19 protein-coding genes are annotated in these 17170 nt (G+C 73.1%); 3 read left to right on the top strand and 16 right to left on the bottom strand.

Annotated features, from left to right (window positions below; all coding sequences use genetic code 11):
* Together HCJ94_RS01720 and HCJ94_RS01715 are read left to right on the top strand one after the other, a co-directional pair.
* Positions 1-858: thioesterase family protein (locus HCJ94_RS01720; protein ID WP_205800430.1), on the top strand; the 858-nt coding region annotated here is incomplete at its 5' end.
* A gap of 285 nt (positions 859-1143) precedes the next feature.
* Positions 1144-1857: a DedA family protein gene (locus HCJ94_RS01715; RefSeq protein WP_167999150.1), complete on the top strand. Its 714-nt coding sequence runs from the start codon at positions 1144-1146 to the stop codon at positions 1855-1857.
* Positions 1858-1989: 132 nt separating this feature from the next.
* Here the strand turns inward: HCJ94_RS01715 and HCJ94_RS01710 are convergent, their stop codons facing one another.
* The 15 genes from HCJ94_RS01710 to HCJ94_RS01640 form a co-directional block, all read right to left on the bottom strand.
* A complete protein-coding gene (locus tag HCJ94_RS01710) occupies positions 1990-2367 on the bottom strand; it encodes an ArsR/SmtB family transcription factor (RefSeq protein ID WP_007454255.1) in 378 nt (125 codons plus the stop codon).
* Positions 2368-2424: 57 nt separating this feature from the next.
* A complete protein-coding gene (gene pyrE / locus HCJ94_RS01705) occupies positions 2425-2964 on the bottom strand; it encodes an orotate phosphoribosyltransferase (protein WP_167999149.1) in 540 nt (179 codons plus the stop codon).
* Positions 2965-3108: 144 nt separating this feature from the next.
* Complete coding sequence (locus tag HCJ94_RS01700; protein ID WP_167999148.1) at positions 3109-3918, bottom strand: SDR family NAD(P)-dependent oxidoreductase; 810 nt, start codon at positions 3916-3918, stop codon at positions 3109-3111.
* Positions 3919-3927: 9 nt separating this feature from the next.
* Positions 3928-4536 carry a hypothetical protein gene (locus HCJ94_RS01695; RefSeq protein WP_167999147.1) on the bottom strand — a complete coding sequence of 203 codons (609 nt, stop codon included), beginning with the start codon at positions 4534-4536 and terminating at the stop codon, positions 3928-3930.
* A gap of 79 nt (positions 4537-4615) precedes the next feature.
* A complete protein-coding gene (locus tag HCJ94_RS01690) occupies positions 4616-5389 on the bottom strand; it encodes a hypothetical protein (RefSeq protein WP_309227102.1) in 774 nt (257 codons plus the stop codon).
* A 70-nt stretch (positions 5390-5459) separates the two neighbouring features.
* Complete coding sequence (locus HCJ94_RS01685; RefSeq protein ID WP_167999146.1) at positions 5460-7022, bottom strand: polyamine aminopropyltransferase; 1563 nt, start codon at positions 7020-7022, stop codon at positions 5460-5462.
* Positions 7019-7765 carry a hypothetical protein gene (locus HCJ94_RS01680; RefSeq protein ID WP_373684178.1) on the bottom strand — a complete coding sequence of 249 codons (747 nt, stop codon included), beginning with the start codon at positions 7763-7765 and terminating at the stop codon, positions 7019-7021. Before HCJ94_RS01680 ends, HCJ94_RS01685 begins: the two co-directional genes overlap by 4 nt.
* Positions 7766-7821: 56 nt before the next feature.
* Positions 7822-8244, bottom strand: coding sequence for a DUF350 domain-containing protein (locus HCJ94_RS01675; RefSeq protein WP_167999145.1), 423 nt, complete (start codon positions 8242-8244; stop codon positions 7822-7824).
* A gap of 41 nt (positions 8245-8285) precedes the next feature.
* The gene (locus HCJ94_RS01670; protein ID WP_167999144.1) at positions 8286-8711 is read right to left on the bottom strand and encodes a DUF4247 domain-containing protein; all 426 of its coding nucleotides are present in this window, start codon (positions 8709-8711) and stop codon (positions 8286-8288) included.
* The gene (locus HCJ94_RS01665; RefSeq protein WP_167999143.1) at positions 8708-9214 is read right to left on the bottom strand and encodes a DUF2617 family protein; all 507 of its coding nucleotides are present in this window, start codon (positions 9212-9214) and stop codon (positions 8708-8710) included. Before HCJ94_RS01665 ends, HCJ94_RS01670 begins: the two co-directional genes overlap by 4 nt.
* Positions 9215-9832 carry a DUF4178 domain-containing protein gene (locus HCJ94_RS01660; protein WP_167999142.1) on the bottom strand — a complete coding sequence of 206 codons (618 nt, stop codon included), beginning with the start codon at positions 9830-9832 and terminating at the stop codon, positions 9215-9217.
* A 136-nt stretch (positions 9833-9968) separates the two neighbouring features.
* On the bottom strand, positions 9969-10883 hold the full coding sequence (locus HCJ94_RS30865) for a hypothetical protein (RefSeq protein WP_167998868.1): 915 nt from the start codon (positions 10881-10883) through the stop codon (positions 9969-9971).
* A 69-nt stretch (positions 10884-10952) separates the two neighbouring features.
* Positions 10953-11333 (bottom strand): hypothetical protein, encoded by a 381-nt coding sequence (locus tag HCJ94_RS01650; RefSeq protein WP_167999141.1) that lies wholly within the window; start codon positions 11331-11333, stop codon positions 10953-10955.
* A 110-nt stretch (positions 11334-11443) separates the two neighbouring features.
* Positions 11444-14035: an ATP-dependent chaperone ClpB gene (gene clpB, locus HCJ94_RS01645; protein WP_167999140.1), complete on the bottom strand. Its 2592-nt coding sequence runs from the start codon at positions 14033-14035 to the stop codon at positions 11444-11446.
* 86 nt (positions 14036-14121) lie between these two features.
* Positions 14122-14769 (bottom strand): TetR/AcrR family transcriptional regulator, encoded by a 648-nt coding sequence (locus HCJ94_RS01640; protein ID WP_167999139.1) that lies wholly within the window; start codon positions 14767-14769, stop codon positions 14122-14124.
* A gap of 82 nt (positions 14770-14851) precedes the next feature.
* On the opposite strand from HCJ94_RS01640, the gene HCJ94_RS01635 reads away from it, so the two are divergent.
* A complete protein-coding gene (locus HCJ94_RS01635) occupies positions 14852-15988 on the top strand; it encodes an epoxide hydrolase family protein (RefSeq protein ID WP_167999138.1) in 1137 nt (378 codons plus the stop codon).
* 74 nt (positions 15989-16062) lie between these two features.
* Here the strand turns inward: HCJ94_RS01635 and HCJ94_RS01630 are convergent, their stop codons facing one another.
* Positions 16063-17163: a WD40/YVTN/BNR-like repeat-containing protein gene (locus HCJ94_RS01630; protein WP_167999137.1), complete on the bottom strand. Its 1101-nt coding sequence runs from the start codon at positions 17161-17163 to the stop codon at positions 16063-16065.
* Positions 17164-17170: the final 7 nt, after the last annotated feature.

The raw sequence follows: 17170 nt of genomic DNA, 5'->3' as shown, positions 1-17170 counted from the left end.
GGCCGGCGACACCGCGACTTCCATGAAGGCGAGTGGATCACGTCCGCTCGGCGGCCGGTAGGGTCGCCGACCATGACGTACGAGGCGTTCTACGAGCCGGCCGGCGCGGGCCGGTTCGCCGCCACCCCGGCGACGGCCGGCCCGTGGGATCCGGCCGCCCAGCACGCCGGCCCGCCGTCGGCGCTGCTCGCCCGGGCGCTCGCCGCCCACGAGGCGGTCGACGGGCAGCTCCTCAGCCGGGTCACGGTGGACATCCTGCGCCCGGTGCCGGTGGCGGAGCTGACCCTTCGCGTGCGGACGCTGCGCGCCGGTCGCCGGGTCACCCTCGTGGAGGGGATCGCCGAGGCCGGTGGCCAGGAGGTGCTGCATGCCCGGGGCTGGCGCATCATCGCGCCGGCCGAGCCGACACCGGCCACTCCGGACGACGGCCCGGCGGTGCCCGGTCCGGATTCCGGCACCGAGCCCGAGCTGTGGGCGACCGCCCACACCGACGGCTACCTGTCGAGCATGCAGTGGCGGGTCGTCTCCGGCGCGTTCGCGGAGCCCGGCCCGGCCCGGGTGTGGGCCCGGCCCCGCATCCCGCTGGTGCCCGACGAGCCGGTACGCCCGGCCGAACTCGCGTTGCTGGTGGCCGACTCGGGCAGCGGGGTGAGCGCCCGGCTGGACCTGGCCCGCTGGCTCTTCGTGAACGTCGACCTCACGGTGACGCTGCACCGACCGCCGCGCGGCGAGTGGCTGCTGCTCGACTCGGCGACCACGATCGGCCCGCACGGCTCCGGCCTCGCGGCCAGCCGGCTCGCCGACCTCGACGGCACCGTCGGCGAGGCGTTGCAGACGCTGGTGGTGGCCCCCCGCTGACGGCCGGTGCGACCTGGCCGACCGTGCCGCCGACCAGTCCCCTCGCCCCCTTTGCTCTGCTTCAACCGACGCACTGGAAATGGCGGGCGACCCGTGCGTGGAGTGAAGCAGAGCAGAGGAGGTCGACAGGGACGCTGGCCCCGCGCCGACGGGCGCGGTGGGCGGCCGTCACCGGGCCGCTGTGACGTCGCCCACCGGTCGAATCGGGCAGCCGCCTAGACTACGGACGTCCGTCGCCGCCGGGCGACGCTCATCCACCTGCCGACCGACCTCGGAGGTCACCTCGTGTCGACGCCCACCACCACCCTGGCCCTGGGCCCGGACTGGCTCGATCCCGAGGTGCTTATCTCGACGTTCGGCCTGCTCGGCATCCTGGTGATCGTCTTCGCCGAGTCGGGCCTGCTGATCGGGTTCTTCCTGCCCGGTGACTCGCTGCTGTTCACGGCGGGCCTGCTCACGGCCGACGGGCAGTACATCACCTGGCCGCTCTGGCTGGTCTGCCTGCTCATCACGCTGTCGGCCATCGCGGGCGACCAGGTGGGGTACGCGTTCGGCCGGAAGGTGGGCCCGGCGTTGTTCCGCCGGCCGAACTCGAAGCTGTTCAAGCAGGAGAACCTGTTGAAGGCGCACGACTTCTTCGAGAAGTACGGCGCGCGCTCGATCGTTCTGGCCCGCTTCGTGCCGATCGTGCGGACGTTCACGCCGATCGTCGCGGGTGTCAGCCGGATGAACTACCGCACCTTCGTCGTCTACAACGTGATCGGCGGCATCCTCTGGGGCACCGGCGTGACGGTGCTCGGCTACTTCCTCGGCCAGATCCCGTTCGTCAAGGCGAACATCGAGCTGATCCTGATCGCGATCGTCGCGATCTCGGTGGTGCCGATCGTGGTCGAGCTGCTGCGGGCCCGCGTGGCCGCGAAGCGCGGCACGACCGCCGCGGAGCGGGCCGCCGCCGAGGAGGCGATCCGGGAGACCCGGGAGCACTACGGCAAGCACTGACCGAGCGGGCAACGACCTGGGCGGCCCTTTACCGGGGCGGCGCTGAACGCGACGGCACCGGCCGTCGGGCGGCCCCGGCCGGCCGTCCGGTGCCGTCCCCGATCGGGGAGGGCACCGGACGAGCGGTACGGGTCAGCGCGCCTTCTTGGTGGCGCGCTTGCGCGGCGGGGTCAGCAGATCGGCGATGGTCGCGATCGCGCTCGGCACCAGCCGGTAGTACGCCCAGACCCCGCGCTTCTCCCGCTCCAGCAAGCCGGCCTCGGTGAGGATACGCAGGTGATGGCTGACCGTCGGCTGCGAGAGGCCGAGGGGCGCGGTCAGGTCGCACACGCACGCCTCACCCTCCGGGGCCGACTGGATCAGGCTGAGCAGCCGCAGCCGGGCGGGGTCGGCGAGGGCCTTGAGGACCCCGGCCAGCCGCTCGGCATCGGCACGTTCGATCGGCTCGCCGGCAAGCGGCGAGATCTGAGGCATGGTCATTTCAGCCAACGCAGTTCCCACGTATTCCATCCTTCCACCAGCAGCATCGATCCGCCTGCATATCAGCAGATCCGAATCGGCAGACTTTTACGCCACAAGGCCGAGGTCAGCCAACGTATAGGCCGCCCGGTACGGCAGTCCGGCGGCTCGCACCGCGTCGCCGGCGCCTCGATCAACAATAACGGCCACGCCCGCCACCTCGGCCCCGGCCTCGCGAAGGGCCTCGACGGCGGTCAACACGCTCTGACCGGTGGTGGACGTGTCCTCCACCGCCAGCACCCGGCGCCCGGTCACGTCGGGCCCCTCGATCCGGCGCTGGAGGCCGTGCGCCTTGCCCGCCTTCCGGACGACGAAGGCGTCCAGCGGGCGATCGGTGCCGGCGGCGGCGTGCAGCATCGACATGGCGATCGGGTCGGCCCCGAGCGTCAGCCCACCCACCGCGTCGTATGCCCAGTCGGCGGTGAGCTCCCGCATCACTCGGCCCACCAACGGTGCCGCCTCGTGATGCAGCGTGACGCGTCGCAGATCGACGTACCAGTCCGCCTCACGCCCTGAGGACAGCACCACCCGTCCATGGACCACAGCCAGGTCGGTAATGAATTTACGCAGGTCGTCGTGGTCCCCCATGGCGATAGAGGGTACTGCTCCACCCTGTGGGCCGCGTGTGGGGTCCGTCCGGGTCAACCCTGCGGGCGATGAGACGGGTGGCGATGTCCGGCTACTCTGAGCGACTGCCCACCGGAGCGGCGGGCCCGTCGCGCCATCCGCCGGTCAGCGCCCGTCGCGGCCGATCCGGCCGCGGGTGTCCCGGGAGACGGCCTCGAGCAGCCGCCGGGGCGCGTGCCGCAACCCGGCCACGGCCAGCTTGTACTTCCACGCCGGCACGCTGACCAGCTTGCCTTTCCGCAGGTCACGCAGGCCTTCGTCGACGACGTCCTCGGCGCGCAGCCACATCCACTCCGGCGTCTTCGACATGTCGATGCCGGCCCGGCCGTGGAACTCGGTGCGGGTGTAGCCGGGGCAGAGCGCCATGACGCGTACGCCGAACGGGCGGGCGGACAGCCCGACCGACTCGCTGAAGTTGGTGACCCACGCCTTGCTGGCCGAATACGTCGATCCGGGCATGACCGCCCCGAAACCGGCAACGGAAGAGACATTTATCACTGCCCCGTGCCGCCGCTCGGTCATCGGACGCAGGGCGGCGAGGGTCAGCCGCATCACGGCGTGCACGTTGAGCTGGAGCAGCCGGGCCTCCGCCTCGGCCGACGAGCGCAGGAACGGTGTGTTCAGGCTGATGCCCGCGTTGTTCACCAGCAGCTCGATCGGCGACCCCTCGGCGATCCGCCGCTCCACCGCCGCGCAACCGTCGTCGGTGGACAGATCCGCCGAGATCGTCTCGACCTCGTGGCCGTGCCGGCCGGTCAGCTCGGCGGCGAACTCCGCCAGCCGGGCCGCGTCCCGGGCGACGAGCACGAGGTGCCAGCCGTCGGCGGCGAGACGCCGCGCGAAGGCGGCGCCGATGCCGGCGGTCGCGCCGGTGACGAGGGCCCGTCGCTCGGTGGTCGGCTGGTCGAGCGTCACGGGCGGTCCTCACCTCGGGGGGTACGGGGGCGGGTACGTCGGGGCGTACGGCGCCGGTGCCGGCCGGCGGAACCAGGCGGACGTCGCGGGGAGCGCCAGCAGCACGGCCACCACAAGGTAGCCGAGCACCTGCCCGACGGAAAGCCCCGCGCCGAGCGGGATCCACCAGCCCGGGTACGCGTCGTCGAGCCGGGCGAGCAGCTCGGCGACACCGCGCTCGTTCTCGTTGAGCTGCAACGGGGTGGCCCGCTGGACGGCCAGCCCCACCAGCCCGCAGCAGCCGGCGAGCACCCCCAGCCCGGCGACCACCCACGTACCGACGCGGGCGCCGGCCCGGCCGGCGCGCACGCCGACGGCGAGCCCGGCGAGCAGCAGCCCGGCGACCAGGCTCACCAGTGCGCCGAGCACGGTCCAGACGCTGACCGCGAACACCATCGTGTCGATCTCCTCGGCGCTGGCCGAGGTGTCCCGCGCCGCCGACCGGAACGCGTCGACCGTGCCGACCAGGACGACCAGGCTCGTGACGGCGTACGCGACGGCGACGGCCGCCATCCCCACCAGCAGCACGACGGCGGCCGTCACCACCGCGGGGCGACGGACCCGATCGGGGTACGACACGACTGGTCCCTCCGGTAGGTGTCGGCCAGGCCCTAGCAACCTATCCGGAGGGACCGGCGTCGTCGCCCCTATCCGGTGCTCAGCTCACCGGCGGCGGGGTCGGACCGGGACGGTCGGACCCGGGGTGCGCCTCGCCGCCCTGCTCCGGGCCGCCCGGCTGGCCGGGCGGACCCGACTGCGGGTAGCCCGGCTCGCCCGGCGTCGACGGGTAACCGGGGGTCTGCGGGTACCCCGGCTGGCCGGGCGTCGACGGGTACGCCGGGTACGCGGCGCCGGGGACCGGCGGCTCCCACGCCGGCTCCTGCTTGCGGAAGAACTCGTTCGCCTTCGGCAGCGCGAGCAGGATCAGGGCCACCAGCAGGGCGATGATGCTGAGGACGGTGAGCAGCAGCGTCACCGGCTCGTACCAGGACGGCAGGGCCTGGTCGAGGCGGCGGTTGATCTCCTCCTGGCTCGGCACGTCGCCGCTGGTCTGGCCGCCCATCGCGTTGCCGGCGGCGGTGCCGGCCAGCGCCAGACCGGAGCAGCAGAGCGCGATGCCGCCGACCACCCAGGTGATGATCCGGGAGACGTTCTTCCCCCGGTTGTTCAGCAGGGCGAGGACGACGAGCCCGACCGCGAAGAGCAGGCTCACGATGCTGCCCCCGACGAGCGCGAAGGCGATGACGCCCTCACTGCCCTCTGCCTCGGTGCCGGCGAAGGCGTCCCGGTAGACGTCCTGGAACGTGCCCAGCGTGCTCAGACCGATGATCAGGCTCAGCACGGAGAGGGCGGCGTAGAACATGAGCAGGTAGCTGGAAATGGTCACGACGCTCGGGCGCACCCGGGCGGGTTGCTGGTGGGGATCGACCACGATTCTCCTTCCCTAGATCGCGCACACACCGTACCGAGCAAGGACCAACGGGGCGGGGCGGCGCGACGGCTCAGTACCCGCGCCACTCGGCGCGCGCGTACTCCAGCACCCGGGGTTGCAGCAGCGTGGAGGCCGGAACGTCGACGCGGCGCCGGTCCGGCGGGAAGGCCGCGGCGGCGGCCAGTGTGGCCGCGTCGAGGAAGCGCAGCGACGGCACGCCGGAGGGCAGGGCCAGGGCGGGCGCGGTCGCGCCGGGCGCGGCGAGCAGGAAACCCCAGTCGCCGAAGGACGGCACGTCCACGTGGTACGGCGTGACGGCGAAGCCGGCCTCCCGCAGCGACGCCTCGATCGACCAGTACGACCGGGGCGCGAAGTACGGCGAGCCGGCCTGCACGACGAGCCGCCCGCCGGCGGCGAGGGCGTTGCGGACGAGCGCGTAGAACTCGACGGTGTAGAGCTTGGCGGTGGCCGTCTCGTCCGGGTCGGGCAGGTCGGCGACCACCGCGTCGAACCGCTCGGTGGTGGTCCGCAACCACCCGAACGCGTCGGCGTGCACCACGTGTACCCGGGGGTCGTCGAGGGCGCCCCCGTTGAGCCGGCGCAGCTGCGGCTCGCTACGGGCCAGCGCCACCACCGCCGGGTCCAGGTCGACCACGGTGATCCGCCGGACGTCCGGGTAGCGCAGCAGTTCCCGGACGGCGAGCCCGTCCCCGGCGCCGAGCACCAGCACCTCGCCGCGCGGCCCGGCGAGCACCGGGTGCACCAGCGCCTCGTGGTAGCGGTACTCGTCGACCGAGCTGAACTGGAGGTCGCCGTTGAGGAACAGCCGCAGGTCGGTGCTGTCGCCGTCGGGTTCGGCGACCGAGCGGGTCAGCACGATCTCCTGGTAGCGACTGCGCTCGGCGTGCACCACCGGGTCCCGGTAGAGCTGCTGCCGGGCGGTCACCTCGAAGTCGTGGGCGGTCAGCCACGCGTACCCCAGGCAGAGGGCGACCACCACGGCGCCGGCGGTGAGCGCGGTGCGCGCCCGGCCGCTCAGTTCCCGCCGGAAGACGGTGAAGACCAGGGCCAGGCCGGCGACCGCGTTCACGGCGCCCACCACCAGCGCGCCCTTGAGCTGGCCGAAGAGCGGCAGCAGCAGGAACGGGAACGCCAGGCCGCCGAGCAGCGCGCCGACGTAGTCGGCCGCGAACAGGTCGGCCACCGCACTGCCGGCGGCCTGTTCCCGGATCCGTTGCAGCAGCACCATCAGCAGCGGGATCTCCGCGCCGATCAGCAGCCCGAGCACGAAGGCGGTGCCGACCAGGGCCGGCCCGTACAGGTCCAGCCAGGCGAACGCCGCGTAGAGGCCGAGCACGGACAGGCCGCCGAGCAGGGCCAACGCCAGCTCGATCGCGGCGAACGCGGCGGCGGCGCGTGACTGCAACGGCTTCGCGGCGAGCGCGCCGACGCCCATCGCGAACACCATCACGCCGAGCACGATCGACGCCTGGCCGACCGTGTCGCCGATCAGGTAGCTGCCGAGCGCGACCAGGGCCAGCTCGTAGACCAGGCCGCAGGCGGCGCAGACGAACACCGCGGCCAGCACGGCGGCGCGGGCGAGGCGCCACCGTGCCGGCGCGTCGACCGTCACGCTTTCTCCGGGGTACGGGTCGTGCCCTTGCGGCGCTGGGCCGGCACCGTGGCGGCCACGCTGGACTGCCGGCGGCGCTGCACCAGGCCGACGGTGACCAGCAGGACGGTGATCAGCAGCAGCGCGGCCGCGCCGATGAGCCAGCCCCACCGGTCCCGCCACAGGTCGCTGCCGGCGTCCTTCAGCGGGGCGGGGTCGGCGGGTGCTGCGGCGGTGTCGACCGGCTCCGGGCTCGCCGCGCCGCGCTCGGCGACGAGCAGCGGCAGGGTGACGGCGGCACGGGTGACCGCCCAACCCGGGTCGTCGACGAAGGCGTCGTCGTTCAGGTCGAAGCGGGAGAGCCCGGTGTTCACCAGGATCAGGTCACTGGGCTCGAAGTCGGGCGAGCCCTGCACGGTCACGGACGCGTAGTCCTCGGCCTCGCTGCTCTCCGCGGTGTAGGTGACGGCCGCGACGACCTCCACCCAGCGCGGGCACTGGGGGTTGCCCCCGACCGGGATCCCGTCGCCGAGGTTCGAGCCGACGCTGACCGCGTCGTCGCTGCCGTACCCGTCCTCGAGCCGCCAGCCGTAGCAGATTCCCTGGCTCTCGAAGGCCCGGCGCAGGATCGGCACGGTGTCGTTCCGCTCGGTGGCGGTCGGCGGCGGCACCCTGGCGGAGTCGTCGTCGCCGAAGACGGAGCCCCAACTCGGGTAGACGACCAGCCCTCCGCAGCACAGGACCACCAGGACGACGATCCAGATGACCAGCGCCCGTTCGTTCTTCTTCGGCTGCCCCCCGGGCTGCTTTCCGGTCGCCATCAGCTGATCGCGGCGGCGATGACCGCGCCGGTCGCGAGGTGGACGACGGCGGACACCCAGACCGCCGGGTGCGGCTCCGGGTCGACCAGGATCTCGCCGAGCTTGCCGGGGGTGGCGACATCCAGCAGCAGGAACGCGGCGGCCATGATGACCAGGCCGAGGATCCCGTACGACGCCGCGCCGACCAGCCCGAGGACGAAGTCGTCCTCGCTGGCGACGATCGCGGCGACCACGATGATGCCGACACCGGCCAGGTTCGAGGCGAGCAGCAGCGCGGCGTTGCGGTTGCGCTCGTTCCAGATCAGCTCGTTGAGCCTGCCCGGGGTGGTCACGTCGACCAGGACGTAGCCGATGCCCATGAGGACGACGCCGACCACCCCGTACGCGAGGGTGACCAGCAGGTCGGTGACGAGGGTCTGCACAGGGGGCTCCAGGGATCGTTCGGACTTGGGAGGTGTCGGATCTACTTGCCGCTGCCGGGACCGCCGCCCCGGACGGTGTTCCCCCGGCCCCAACCCCAGTGGTTGCCGACCCTGGAGTGGTAGCGCGGGTACGCGGTGTTGAGTCCTTCCAGGAGGATCAGCGAGCCGGCCGCGACCGGCAGGATCACCACCGAGTCGTCGTCGTAGCGCAGGTAGACGCCGCTGCCGTCGACGTACTGGTCGGCCGGCTTCCAGGCGTCCGTGATCTCCTTGGCCACCTGGCTCGGCCGGCTGGACGACGTGTAGGCGACGGCCTGGCTGCCGATGTCACGGCTGGCCGCCCGGGAGTACCGGTCCTCCACGAAGCCGCGCGGGGAGAAGTTGCCGTAGAAGACGGCGAAGACGGCGACCAGCGCGCCGATGACGGCGAACACCACCCCCACCACGAACCAGCGTCGGTACGTCATCGCAGGGCCACCACCGTTTCGGTCAGGGCGAGTTCGTTGGTCTGGGGGTACGCGTGCCACGTGCGCCAGCCGAGGGTGCCGTCCGGCGGGTCGGCGCGCACCGACAGCGCGGTGACCGCGTCGACGTCGCCGGGGAAGACCCCGACCAGCGCGTACGGGTCGTCGGCCAGGTCGGCGCGGAGCGCGGCCACGCGGTCCCGCAGGCCGTCGCCCTCGGGGCGCAGCACGGTGGCCGTGAACCGGTAGCCGGCGCGCTCGTCGTGCAGGGTGTCGGGCAGGTCGGGAGGACGGCCGGGCAGGCAGGCCACCGTTTCGGTCAACGCGGCGCCGGGTGCCCGCAGCACCACCTGGTGCGAGGCCCCGAGCAGGCGCAGCCGTACGTGGACGCCGCCGGGCAGGTCGAGGTCGAGCACGTGCAGCGCGGGGCGCTCGACGTCGTCGAGGGCGAGGCTGAGGTCGGCGGCGCTGGTGTCGACGTACGGGGCGTGGAGGGTGACGAGCACTCAGTCCACCTCGGCCTGCGGATAGATCATCACTTCGGCCCGGTGCAACTTCTCGCCCCGGGCCACCTCCCACCCGGCCTCGCCGTACGCCTCGAACGACAGCCGCGCGCCGCCCGGCGCCTGGTAGTCGTGGTAGCGCATGGTGCCGCTCGGGTCGAGCCCGGTGGTGCCGACCGCGGTGTAGCGCGCCTGGCCGGACTCCTCCCAGCTGTACCGGCGGCCGGCGAAGTCGATGGTCGGGGCGCCCGGCGTGACCGTCGCCCCCGGCTCGGCCTCCCAGAGCACCAGTTCCAGCTCCGGGTCCTCCTCGACGGAGAGCCAGCGGCGGACGCCGCCCGCGTCGTCGAGCAGGTGCTCCGCCCAGCTCCACGCGCCCTCCACCAGGCGGATCGAGCCGCGCACCGCGTACGTGACACCCCGCACCTCGACGATGTCGCCGGGCCTGAGCCGGCGCGGGTCGCCACGGAGCGCGTCCGCGTCCCGGTCCCGCCATGGGTCGCCGGGGCCCCTGGCGCCGGACGGGCGGGAACGACGCTGGGCCAGCACGGCGATCACCACCCCGGCCACCCCGACCACGCAGCCCGCCCCCGCCAGCAGGTACGCCACCGACCCGTCCACCGACAACCTCCCCAGGTACGTCGGCGGAGACGGTAACAACCCCGCGCACCTGGGGAAACTTCTCCCGACAGCGTGATCGACCGGCTACCCGCCGTGTCCTTGTGGTCTCCTGTGTGGACAGTCGACGGCGATCCGCTCAGCCACCCTCGGCCGAGGAGTCGGGCGAATCCGGGCGGGATTGCCCGGGATCGCCGGGTGTCCCCGAAGCGGGTGGCTGCGCGTGCGCCGACGGGTCGGGGCAGATCAGGTATCCGGGCGGGGCGGGGACGTAACCCGGCGGGACATAGCCCGGCGCGACGTAGCTCGGCGCGACGTAGCTCGGCGGGGCGTAGCTCGGCGGGGCGTAGCCCGGCGGGACGTACCTCGGTGGGGCGTAGCCGTAGGGCGGGATGACCGGCGGGGGCGCCGGCCGCGCGGGCGTCGCGGGGACGAACCAGCGGTGCGCGGGTGGCAGCGCCAGCAGCAGCACCACCGCGGCGGTCAACAGGAACACGGCCAGCACCCCGAGCATGGCCAGCGGGAAGAGCACGGCCTCGAAGGGGTCGGTCGTGCCGTAGAGGGCGTCGAGGAAGGCGCTGTCCCCCCAGAAGTCCTCCGACATGCCCTCCTCGTCGGGGTACGGAGGCCCCTCCCCGGCGACGCCGGCGACGAACATCATCGGGACGAAGAGCGCCCCGAAGCAGCCCTGCCCGAGGCAGACCAGAAGCTGGGCCCCGGCGGCCACGAAGACCAGGATCCGGGCGGTGTTCCCGCCCCGGCGCACCGGGAGGGCGGTCGCCGCGTACCAGACCGCGAGCAGCAGCACCGGCACGCCGATGAAGAGCGCCCCGGTGACGTTGCTCCACCGCTCGGCGCGCACCTCGTCGGGGTCGGCGCTCGGAACCGCGCGGGCCGCGTCGTCGATGCGCCCGTCCCACTGGATCGTCTGCGCGATCACCAGGCCCAGGAGGCCGAGCAGGACCAACACGGCGGTGAGCTGCAACCAGAAGGCGACATCGACGGTACGCGGCCGGGGCAGGCGTACCGGGGCGTCGGTGGGCGGCGCGGTCATGTCAGGCAAGGTACGGCTGCGATGCCAGCACCGGCAGAGCCGTTCGGGCGCTCGTCACCGGCCGGTTGATCACGGCTGGCCGAGGCGGTCCCCGGCGTACTCCCGAAGGGTCGTGCGGTCCATGACGCAGCCGGTGAACGTGGGCACCTCCGCGGGGTCGTCGCGGAGCCGCTCCCAGGCCGCCCGGCCGGCGGCCGGGTCGAGCCGCTCCAGCAGGGCCGCCGCGTAGACCTTGCCGGCGGGCGAGCCGGTGGCGAGCAGCCGGTCGAGCTGCCCGCGTACCGCGTCGGGGTCGTCGGCCAGCGCGGCCTCGACCCGGCGGTACGCCTCGGTCACCGGCAGCAGCGACCCGGCGATCCCCACCGGCCCGAACGCGACCGTCTCGGCGCGGTGCAGCTCGGCGAGCGCGGCGGCCAGCTCCCGCCCCCTCTTCCTCCCGATCCCGAACACGCCCTGTCTCCTACCCCCACCGGCCGCTCCCCACCCCTCACCACCGAATTGATCATGAGGTTGACGGCGGTCGAGGAATCGACATCGCCGTCAACCTCATGGTCAACGGGTCAGGCGGCGGTTACCGCGAGGGCGTCCTTGGAATCGGCCAGGTCGACCTTCACCGTGTCGCCGTCGCGGATCGTCCCTGACAAGAGGGCCTTCGCCAGCTGGTCGCCGATCGCCGACTGCACCAGGCGGCGCAGCGGGCGCGCGCCGTAGATCGGGTCGTACCCGTGTTCGGCGAGCCAGGTGCGGGCCGACTCGGTGATCTCCAGGCCCAGGCGGCGGTCGGCCAGCCGGCGGCGCATCCGGTTGAGCTGGATGTCCACGATGGCCCGCAGGTCCTCGCCCTGGAGGGCGGTGAACACCACGATGTCGTCGAGACGGTTGAGGAACTCCGGCTTGAAGTGCGACCGGACCACCGCCAGGACGCCCTCACGACGCTGCTCCTCGGCCAGCGTCAGGTCGCTGATCACCGACGACCCCAGGTTGGAGGTGAGGATCAGGATGGCGTTGCGGAAGTCCACCGTACGGCCCTGACCGTCGGTGAGGCGGCCGTCGTCGAGCACCTGGAGCAGGATGTCGAAGACGTCCGGGTGGGCCTTCTCGACCTCGTCCAGCAGGATCACCGAGTAGGGCCGGCGGCGCACCGCCTCGGTGAGCTGGCCGCCCTCCTCGTACCCGACGTAGCCGGGCGGGGCACCGACCAGGCGGGCCACGGAGTGCTTCTCCCCGTACTCGCTCATGTCGATGCGGACCATGGCCCGCTCGTCGTCGAAGAGGAACTCGGCGAGCGCCTTGGCCAGCTCGGTCTTGCCGACGCCGGTGGGGCCGAGGAAGAGGAAGCTGCCGGTCGGGCGGTCCGGGTCGGCGACGCCCGCCCGGGCGCGGCGTACCGCGTCGGAGACCGCGGCGACCGCCTCGGACTGGCCGACCACGCGGGCGCGCAGCGACTCCTCCATCCGCAGCAGCTTCGCGGTCTCGCCCTCGAGCAGGCGACCGGCCGGGATGCCGGTCCAGGAGGCGACCACCGCGGCGATGTCGTCCGCGCCGACCTCCTCCTTGAGCATCGCGCCGTCGGCCTGGAGCCGGGCCAGCTCCTCCTCGGCCCGGGTCAGGTCGACCTTGAGCGCGGGGATGCGCCCGTACCGCAGCTCGGCGGCGCGTTCCAGCTCGCCGTCGCGCTCGGCCCGCTCGGCCTCGCCGCTCAGGCGCTCCAGCTCCTCCTTGGCGGTCGACAGCTTGGCGATGTGGCTCTTCTCCAGCTGCCAGCGCTCGGAGAGGGCGGTGAGCTGCTCGCGCTTGTCGGCCAGCTCCTTGCGCAGCCGTTCCAGCCGCTCGGCGGAGGCGGCGTCCGGCTCCTTGGCCAGCGCCATCTCCTCGATCTCGAGCCGGCGCACCGCCCGCTCGATCTCGTCCACCTCGACCGGCCGGGAGTCGATCTCCATGCGCAGGCGGGACGCCGACTCGTCGACCAGGTCGATCGCCTTGTCCGGCAGGAAGCGGTCGGTGATGTAGCGGTCCGACAGGGCGGCGGCGGCGACCAGGGCGGCGTCGGTGATGCGTACGCCGTGGTGCACCTCGTAGCGCTCCTTGAGCCCGCGCAGGATGCCGATGGTGTCCTCGATGGTCGGCTCGCCGACCAGCACCGGCTGGAAGCGGCGCTCCAGGGCCGGGTCCTTCTCGATGTGCTCGCGGTACTCGTCCAGCGTCGTCGCGCCGACCATCCGCAGCTCGCCGCGGGCGAGCATCGGCTTGAGCATGTTGCCGGCGTCCATCGAGCCCTCGCCCTTGCCGGCGCCGACGACGGTGTGCAGCTCGTCGAGGAAGGTGATGACCTGGCCGTTGGAGTTCTTGATCTCCTCCAGGACGGACTTCAGCCGCTCCTCGAACTGGCCCCGGTACGACGCGCCGGCCACCATCGCACCCAGGTCGAGCGAGACGAGCTTCTTGTCCCGCAGCGACTCCGGCACGTCACCGGCCACGATCCGCTGGGCGAGACCCTCCACGATGGCGGTCTTGCCGACGCCCGGCTCACCGATCAGGACGGGGTTGTTCTTCGTACGCCGCGACAGCACCTGGATCACCCGGCGGATCTCGGCGTCCCGGCCGATCACCGGGTCGATCTTGCCGTCGCGCGCGCTGGCGGTCAGGTCCACGCCGTACTTCGCCAGGGCCTGGTAGGTCTGCTCCGGGTCGGCCGTGGTGACGCGCCGGTCGCCGCCACGCACGGTCGGGAACGCGGCGACCAGGTTCTCCTCGGTGGCACCGGCGGACTTGAGCGCGGTCGACACCGCGCCGCCCACCCGGGCCAGGCCGGCGAGCAGGTGCTCGGTGGAGGTGTACTCGTCGCCGAGCGGCCGGGCGATCTGCTCGGCGGCGCCGATGGCGTTGACGAACTCACGCGCCAGGGTCGGCTCCGCGATGCTGGAACCGCGGGCGGCGGGCAGCGCGTCGATCGCGCGCTGGGTGACCCGGCGCAGCTCGGCGGGGTCGGCCCCGACGGCGCGCAGCAGGCCGGCCGCGGTCGACCCCTCGGTGTCCAGCAGGGACAGCAGCAGGTGCCAGGGCTCCACGGTGGCGTGGCCGCGCTGGTTGGCGAGCGCGACGGCGCCGGTGATGGTCTCGCGGCTCTTGGTGGTGAGACGTTCGGTGTTCATGGGCTCCCCCGGATCGGCGTTGTCCACTGGTACGGACACTCCCAGAGTTGAGCCTATTCCGCTCAACCCTGCGGGTGTGACCTGAGTCACTCGCGACGTCGCCAGCGCCAGTCGAACTCGCCGACCGCCGGCGGCGGGCCGGGCAGCGGCGGGTCGGCCACGGCCAGGCCGGCCAACAGCACCGCCAGGTGGCGGCGGCGCAACTGCCGGGTCCGCTCCGGATCCGGTACGCGCAGCGCGGCGCACCCTTCCAGCAGCAGCCCGACGTCCTGGGTCACCACGTCGGGCCGCAGCCGCCCGGCCTCGCGGGCCCGCTCGACCAGTGCGGTGGTCAGTTCGTTGGCGCGCAGCGCGTCCCGGCCCATCTCCTCGGTCGGGGTGAAGGTGCCGGCCAGGTGGACGGTGAGCGAGTGGACGTCGGCGTCGACCACGCGCTCCAGGAAACCGGCGAAGCCCTGCCAGCCGTCCGGCTCGGCGAGCGCCGCCTCGGCCTCGGCGACGTACCGGCGCAGCCCGTCGTGGCAGAGCCGGCGGAGCAGGTCCTCCTTGCTCGCGTACCGCCGATAGAGGGCGCTGATGCCGACGCCGGCGCGTTCGGCGACGGCGGCGATCGGCGCCTTCGAATCGTCGAGGAAGACGGCGCGCGCCGCCTCCAGGATCGCCGCGTCGTTGCGCGCGGCCTGCGCGCGGCGGCCGGCCAGCGGCGCGGCGGTCGTTCCGGTCGGGCTCGGCATGGATCCAGATTAGCAGTGGAACGGATCGTTCCGCTCTGCTATCTTCGAACGGAACGAAGCATTCCGTTCCGAAGGAGAAGCCATGACCGGCACCGACATCCGCCCGTTCCGCGTCGAGATCCCGCAGGCCGCGCTGGACGACCTGGCCGACCGGCTGCGCCGAACCAGCTGGCCCGGCGAGCTGCCCGGCGTGGGCGGCGCGTACGGGATGACCACCGACCGGGTCCGCGGCCTCGCCACCTACTGGCTGGAGACGTTCGACTGGCGGGCGGTCGAGGCGCGGCTGAACGCCCACCCGCAGTTCGTCACCGAGATCGACGGCCAGCGGGTGCACTTCCTGCACGTCCGGTCGTCCCGGCCGGACGCCACCCCGCTGGTGCTCACCCACGGTTGGCCCGGGTCGGTGCTGGAGTACCTGGACGTGATCGGCCCGCTCACCGAGCCGGCCGACCCCGCGGAGCCGGCGTTCCACCTGGTCATCCCGTCGATCCCGGGTTTCGGCTTCTCCGGCCCGACCGGCGAGGCCGGGTGGAACCGCTACCGCACCGCCCGCGCCTGGGCCGAGCTGATGAGCCGGCTGGGGTACGAGCGCTACGGCGCGGTCGGCAACGACGGCGGCTCGCTCATCTCACCCGAGCTCGGCCGGATCCACCCGGAACACGTGCTCGGCGTGCACGTAACCCAGATCTTCTCGTTCCCGTCCGGCGACCCGGCCGAGTTCGCCGGCCTCTCCGAGGCCGACCAGGCGGCGCTGAAGCACCTCAAGTGGTTCTACGAGAACAAGTTCTCCTTCAACCAGGTGCACAGCCAGCAGCCGCAGACCCTGGCGTTCGCACTGGCCGACTCGCCGGTCGGGCTGCTCGCCTGGAACGCCCAACTCTTCGACGAGAGCCTCGACGACGAGTTCGTGGTGGCCAACGTGGCGCTCTACTGGCTCACCGCCACCGCCGCCTCGGCCATGCGGTTCTACTGGGAGGACGCGCACTCCGGCGAGCAGCCCGACGGCCCGACCACGGTGCCGACCGCGCTGGCCATGTTCCCCGGCGACTTCCAGTCGATCCGCCGCTTCGCCGAGCGCGACCACGCCAACATCGTGCGCTGGACGGCGTACGCGGCGGACGTCGACGGGCGCGGCGACGTCGGCGGCCACTACGCCGCACACGAGGCCACCGACGTGCTGGTCGCTGACATCCGCGCCTTCTTCGCCAGCCTGAGCTGACTCGCGTGACCGCGCCCGCCCCGGCGACGTTGCCGGCGGCGGGCGCGGGCCGAAGTCCTCACGATCCCGAAAACCTAGGCCGTCTCCAGCACCACCCTCGTCCAGGTGGTGAACGGGGGTCGGGCCAGCAGCAGTTCGTGGGGGGCGGCCGCCGTAAGGGTGCCGTCGTCGAGGACGCGGAGGTAGTGCTCGGGGCTCACCGGCCAGGGCACGTCGGTGTAGCGACCGCCGGCCACCACGCCCGCCCCGCGTGAGCTGACCACCGCCGCTCGCCCGCCGCCCAGCAGTGCCGGCAGGGACGCCCGCTCCGGATGCCCCTCGGCGCGTACCGGCTGCCAGGAGCCGGCCCAGCGCCACAGCGCCGGGAATCCCGTGCGGTCCGGCCGCTCGCCGATCAGCCACAGCTCCCCGTCCGGCGCCGCCTCGACCCGCGTGATGCCCACGTCGCCGGATGCCGGTGCCGGCACCGGGGTCGCCCGCCAGCTCCGCCCCTCGTCGGTGGAGACCGCCGCGTACGGGAGGCCGCCGGCCGCCCCGGCCGCGACGAGCAACCCTCTGCTCTCATCGACCGTGTTCAACCCCCGTACCCTCGGCTGCGCCGGAAGCCGGTCCAGACCGTCGCCGTCCCAGCGGCCCACGCCGCCCTCGGTCTCGACGATCTGGAAGCGCCCCTGGGCGGCCCGCCACTCGGCCGGCCCCGCCTCGCCGGCGGTGTGCCGGAAGGTCCGGCCGCCGTCGGTGGAGGTCCACCAGCCGTACGGTTCGCTGAGCAGCGTCAGCACGCCGGTGGCGACGTACACCTGCTGGTTGTCGGCGACGGGTCGCGGGTGCCGGAGCTTCCGCCACGAGCGGCCGCCGTCCGTTGTGGCGTAGAGCAGCGCGGGGCAGTCCCCGCCCGGCGGCCGGTCGCCGCAGGAGGCGAAGAGGGCGTAGCCGTGGGAGGCGTCGACGAACTCGACGTACGGGTGGTCGTACCCCTTGGGGACCGCGACCTGCACGCGACGCGTCTCCGCGACGGCGACCGCGGTGGGCGGAGGCCCGGGGGTCTGCGAGACGGCGGCGGACGGCCCGGCGGGGACCGTCCGGGCGGGCGGATCGCGGCGGATGTCCCCGACCGAGCAGGCGGTCAGGAGCGGCAGGAGCACGGCCAGCCAGGGCAGACGCCGCTCGATCATGACGACC

The sequence above is a fragment of the Micromonospora thermarum genome (assembly GCF_012034245.1).
Classification (GTDB): Bacteria; Actinomycetota; Actinomycetes; order Mycobacteriales; family Micromonosporaceae; genus Micromonospora; species Micromonospora thermarum.
Note: the sequence above shows the minus strand (reverse complement) of the source record. Positions and strands in the feature narration are given on the sequence as shown.

Excerpts from the sequence above, each read along its gene's own strand:
- HCJ94_RS01710 (WP_007454255.1), bottom strand. The coding sequence starts at position 2,367 with ATGGAATACGTGGGAACTGCGTTGGCTGAAATGACCATGCCTCAGATC.
- pyrE (WP_167999149.1), bottom strand. The coding sequence starts at position 2,964 with ATGGGGGACCACGACGACCTGCGTAAATTCATTACCGACCTGGCTGTG.
- HCJ94_RS01670 (WP_167999144.1), bottom strand. The coding sequence starts at position 8,711 with ATGACGTACCGACGCTGGTTCGTGGTGGGGGTGGTGTTCGCCGTCATC.
- HCJ94_RS30865 (WP_167998868.1), bottom strand. The coding sequence starts at position 10,883 with ATGACCGCGCCGCCCACCGACGCCCCGGTACGCCTGCCCCGGCCGCGT.
- clpB (WP_167999140.1), bottom strand. The coding sequence starts at position 14,035 with ATGAACACCGAACGTCTCACCACCAAGAGCCGCGAGACCATCACCGGC.
- HCJ94_RS01640 (WP_167999139.1), bottom strand. The coding sequence starts at position 14,769 with ATGCCGAGCCCGACCGGAACGACCGCCGCGCCGCTGGCCGGCCGCCGC.
- HCJ94_RS01635 (WP_167999138.1), top strand. The coding sequence starts at position 14,852 with ATGACCGGCACCGACATCCGCCCGTTCCGCGTCGAGATCCCGCAGGCC.
- HCJ94_RS01630 (WP_167999137.1), bottom strand. The coding sequence starts at position 17,163 with ATGATCGAGCGGCGTCTGCCCTGGCTGGCCGTGCTCCTGCCGCTCCTG.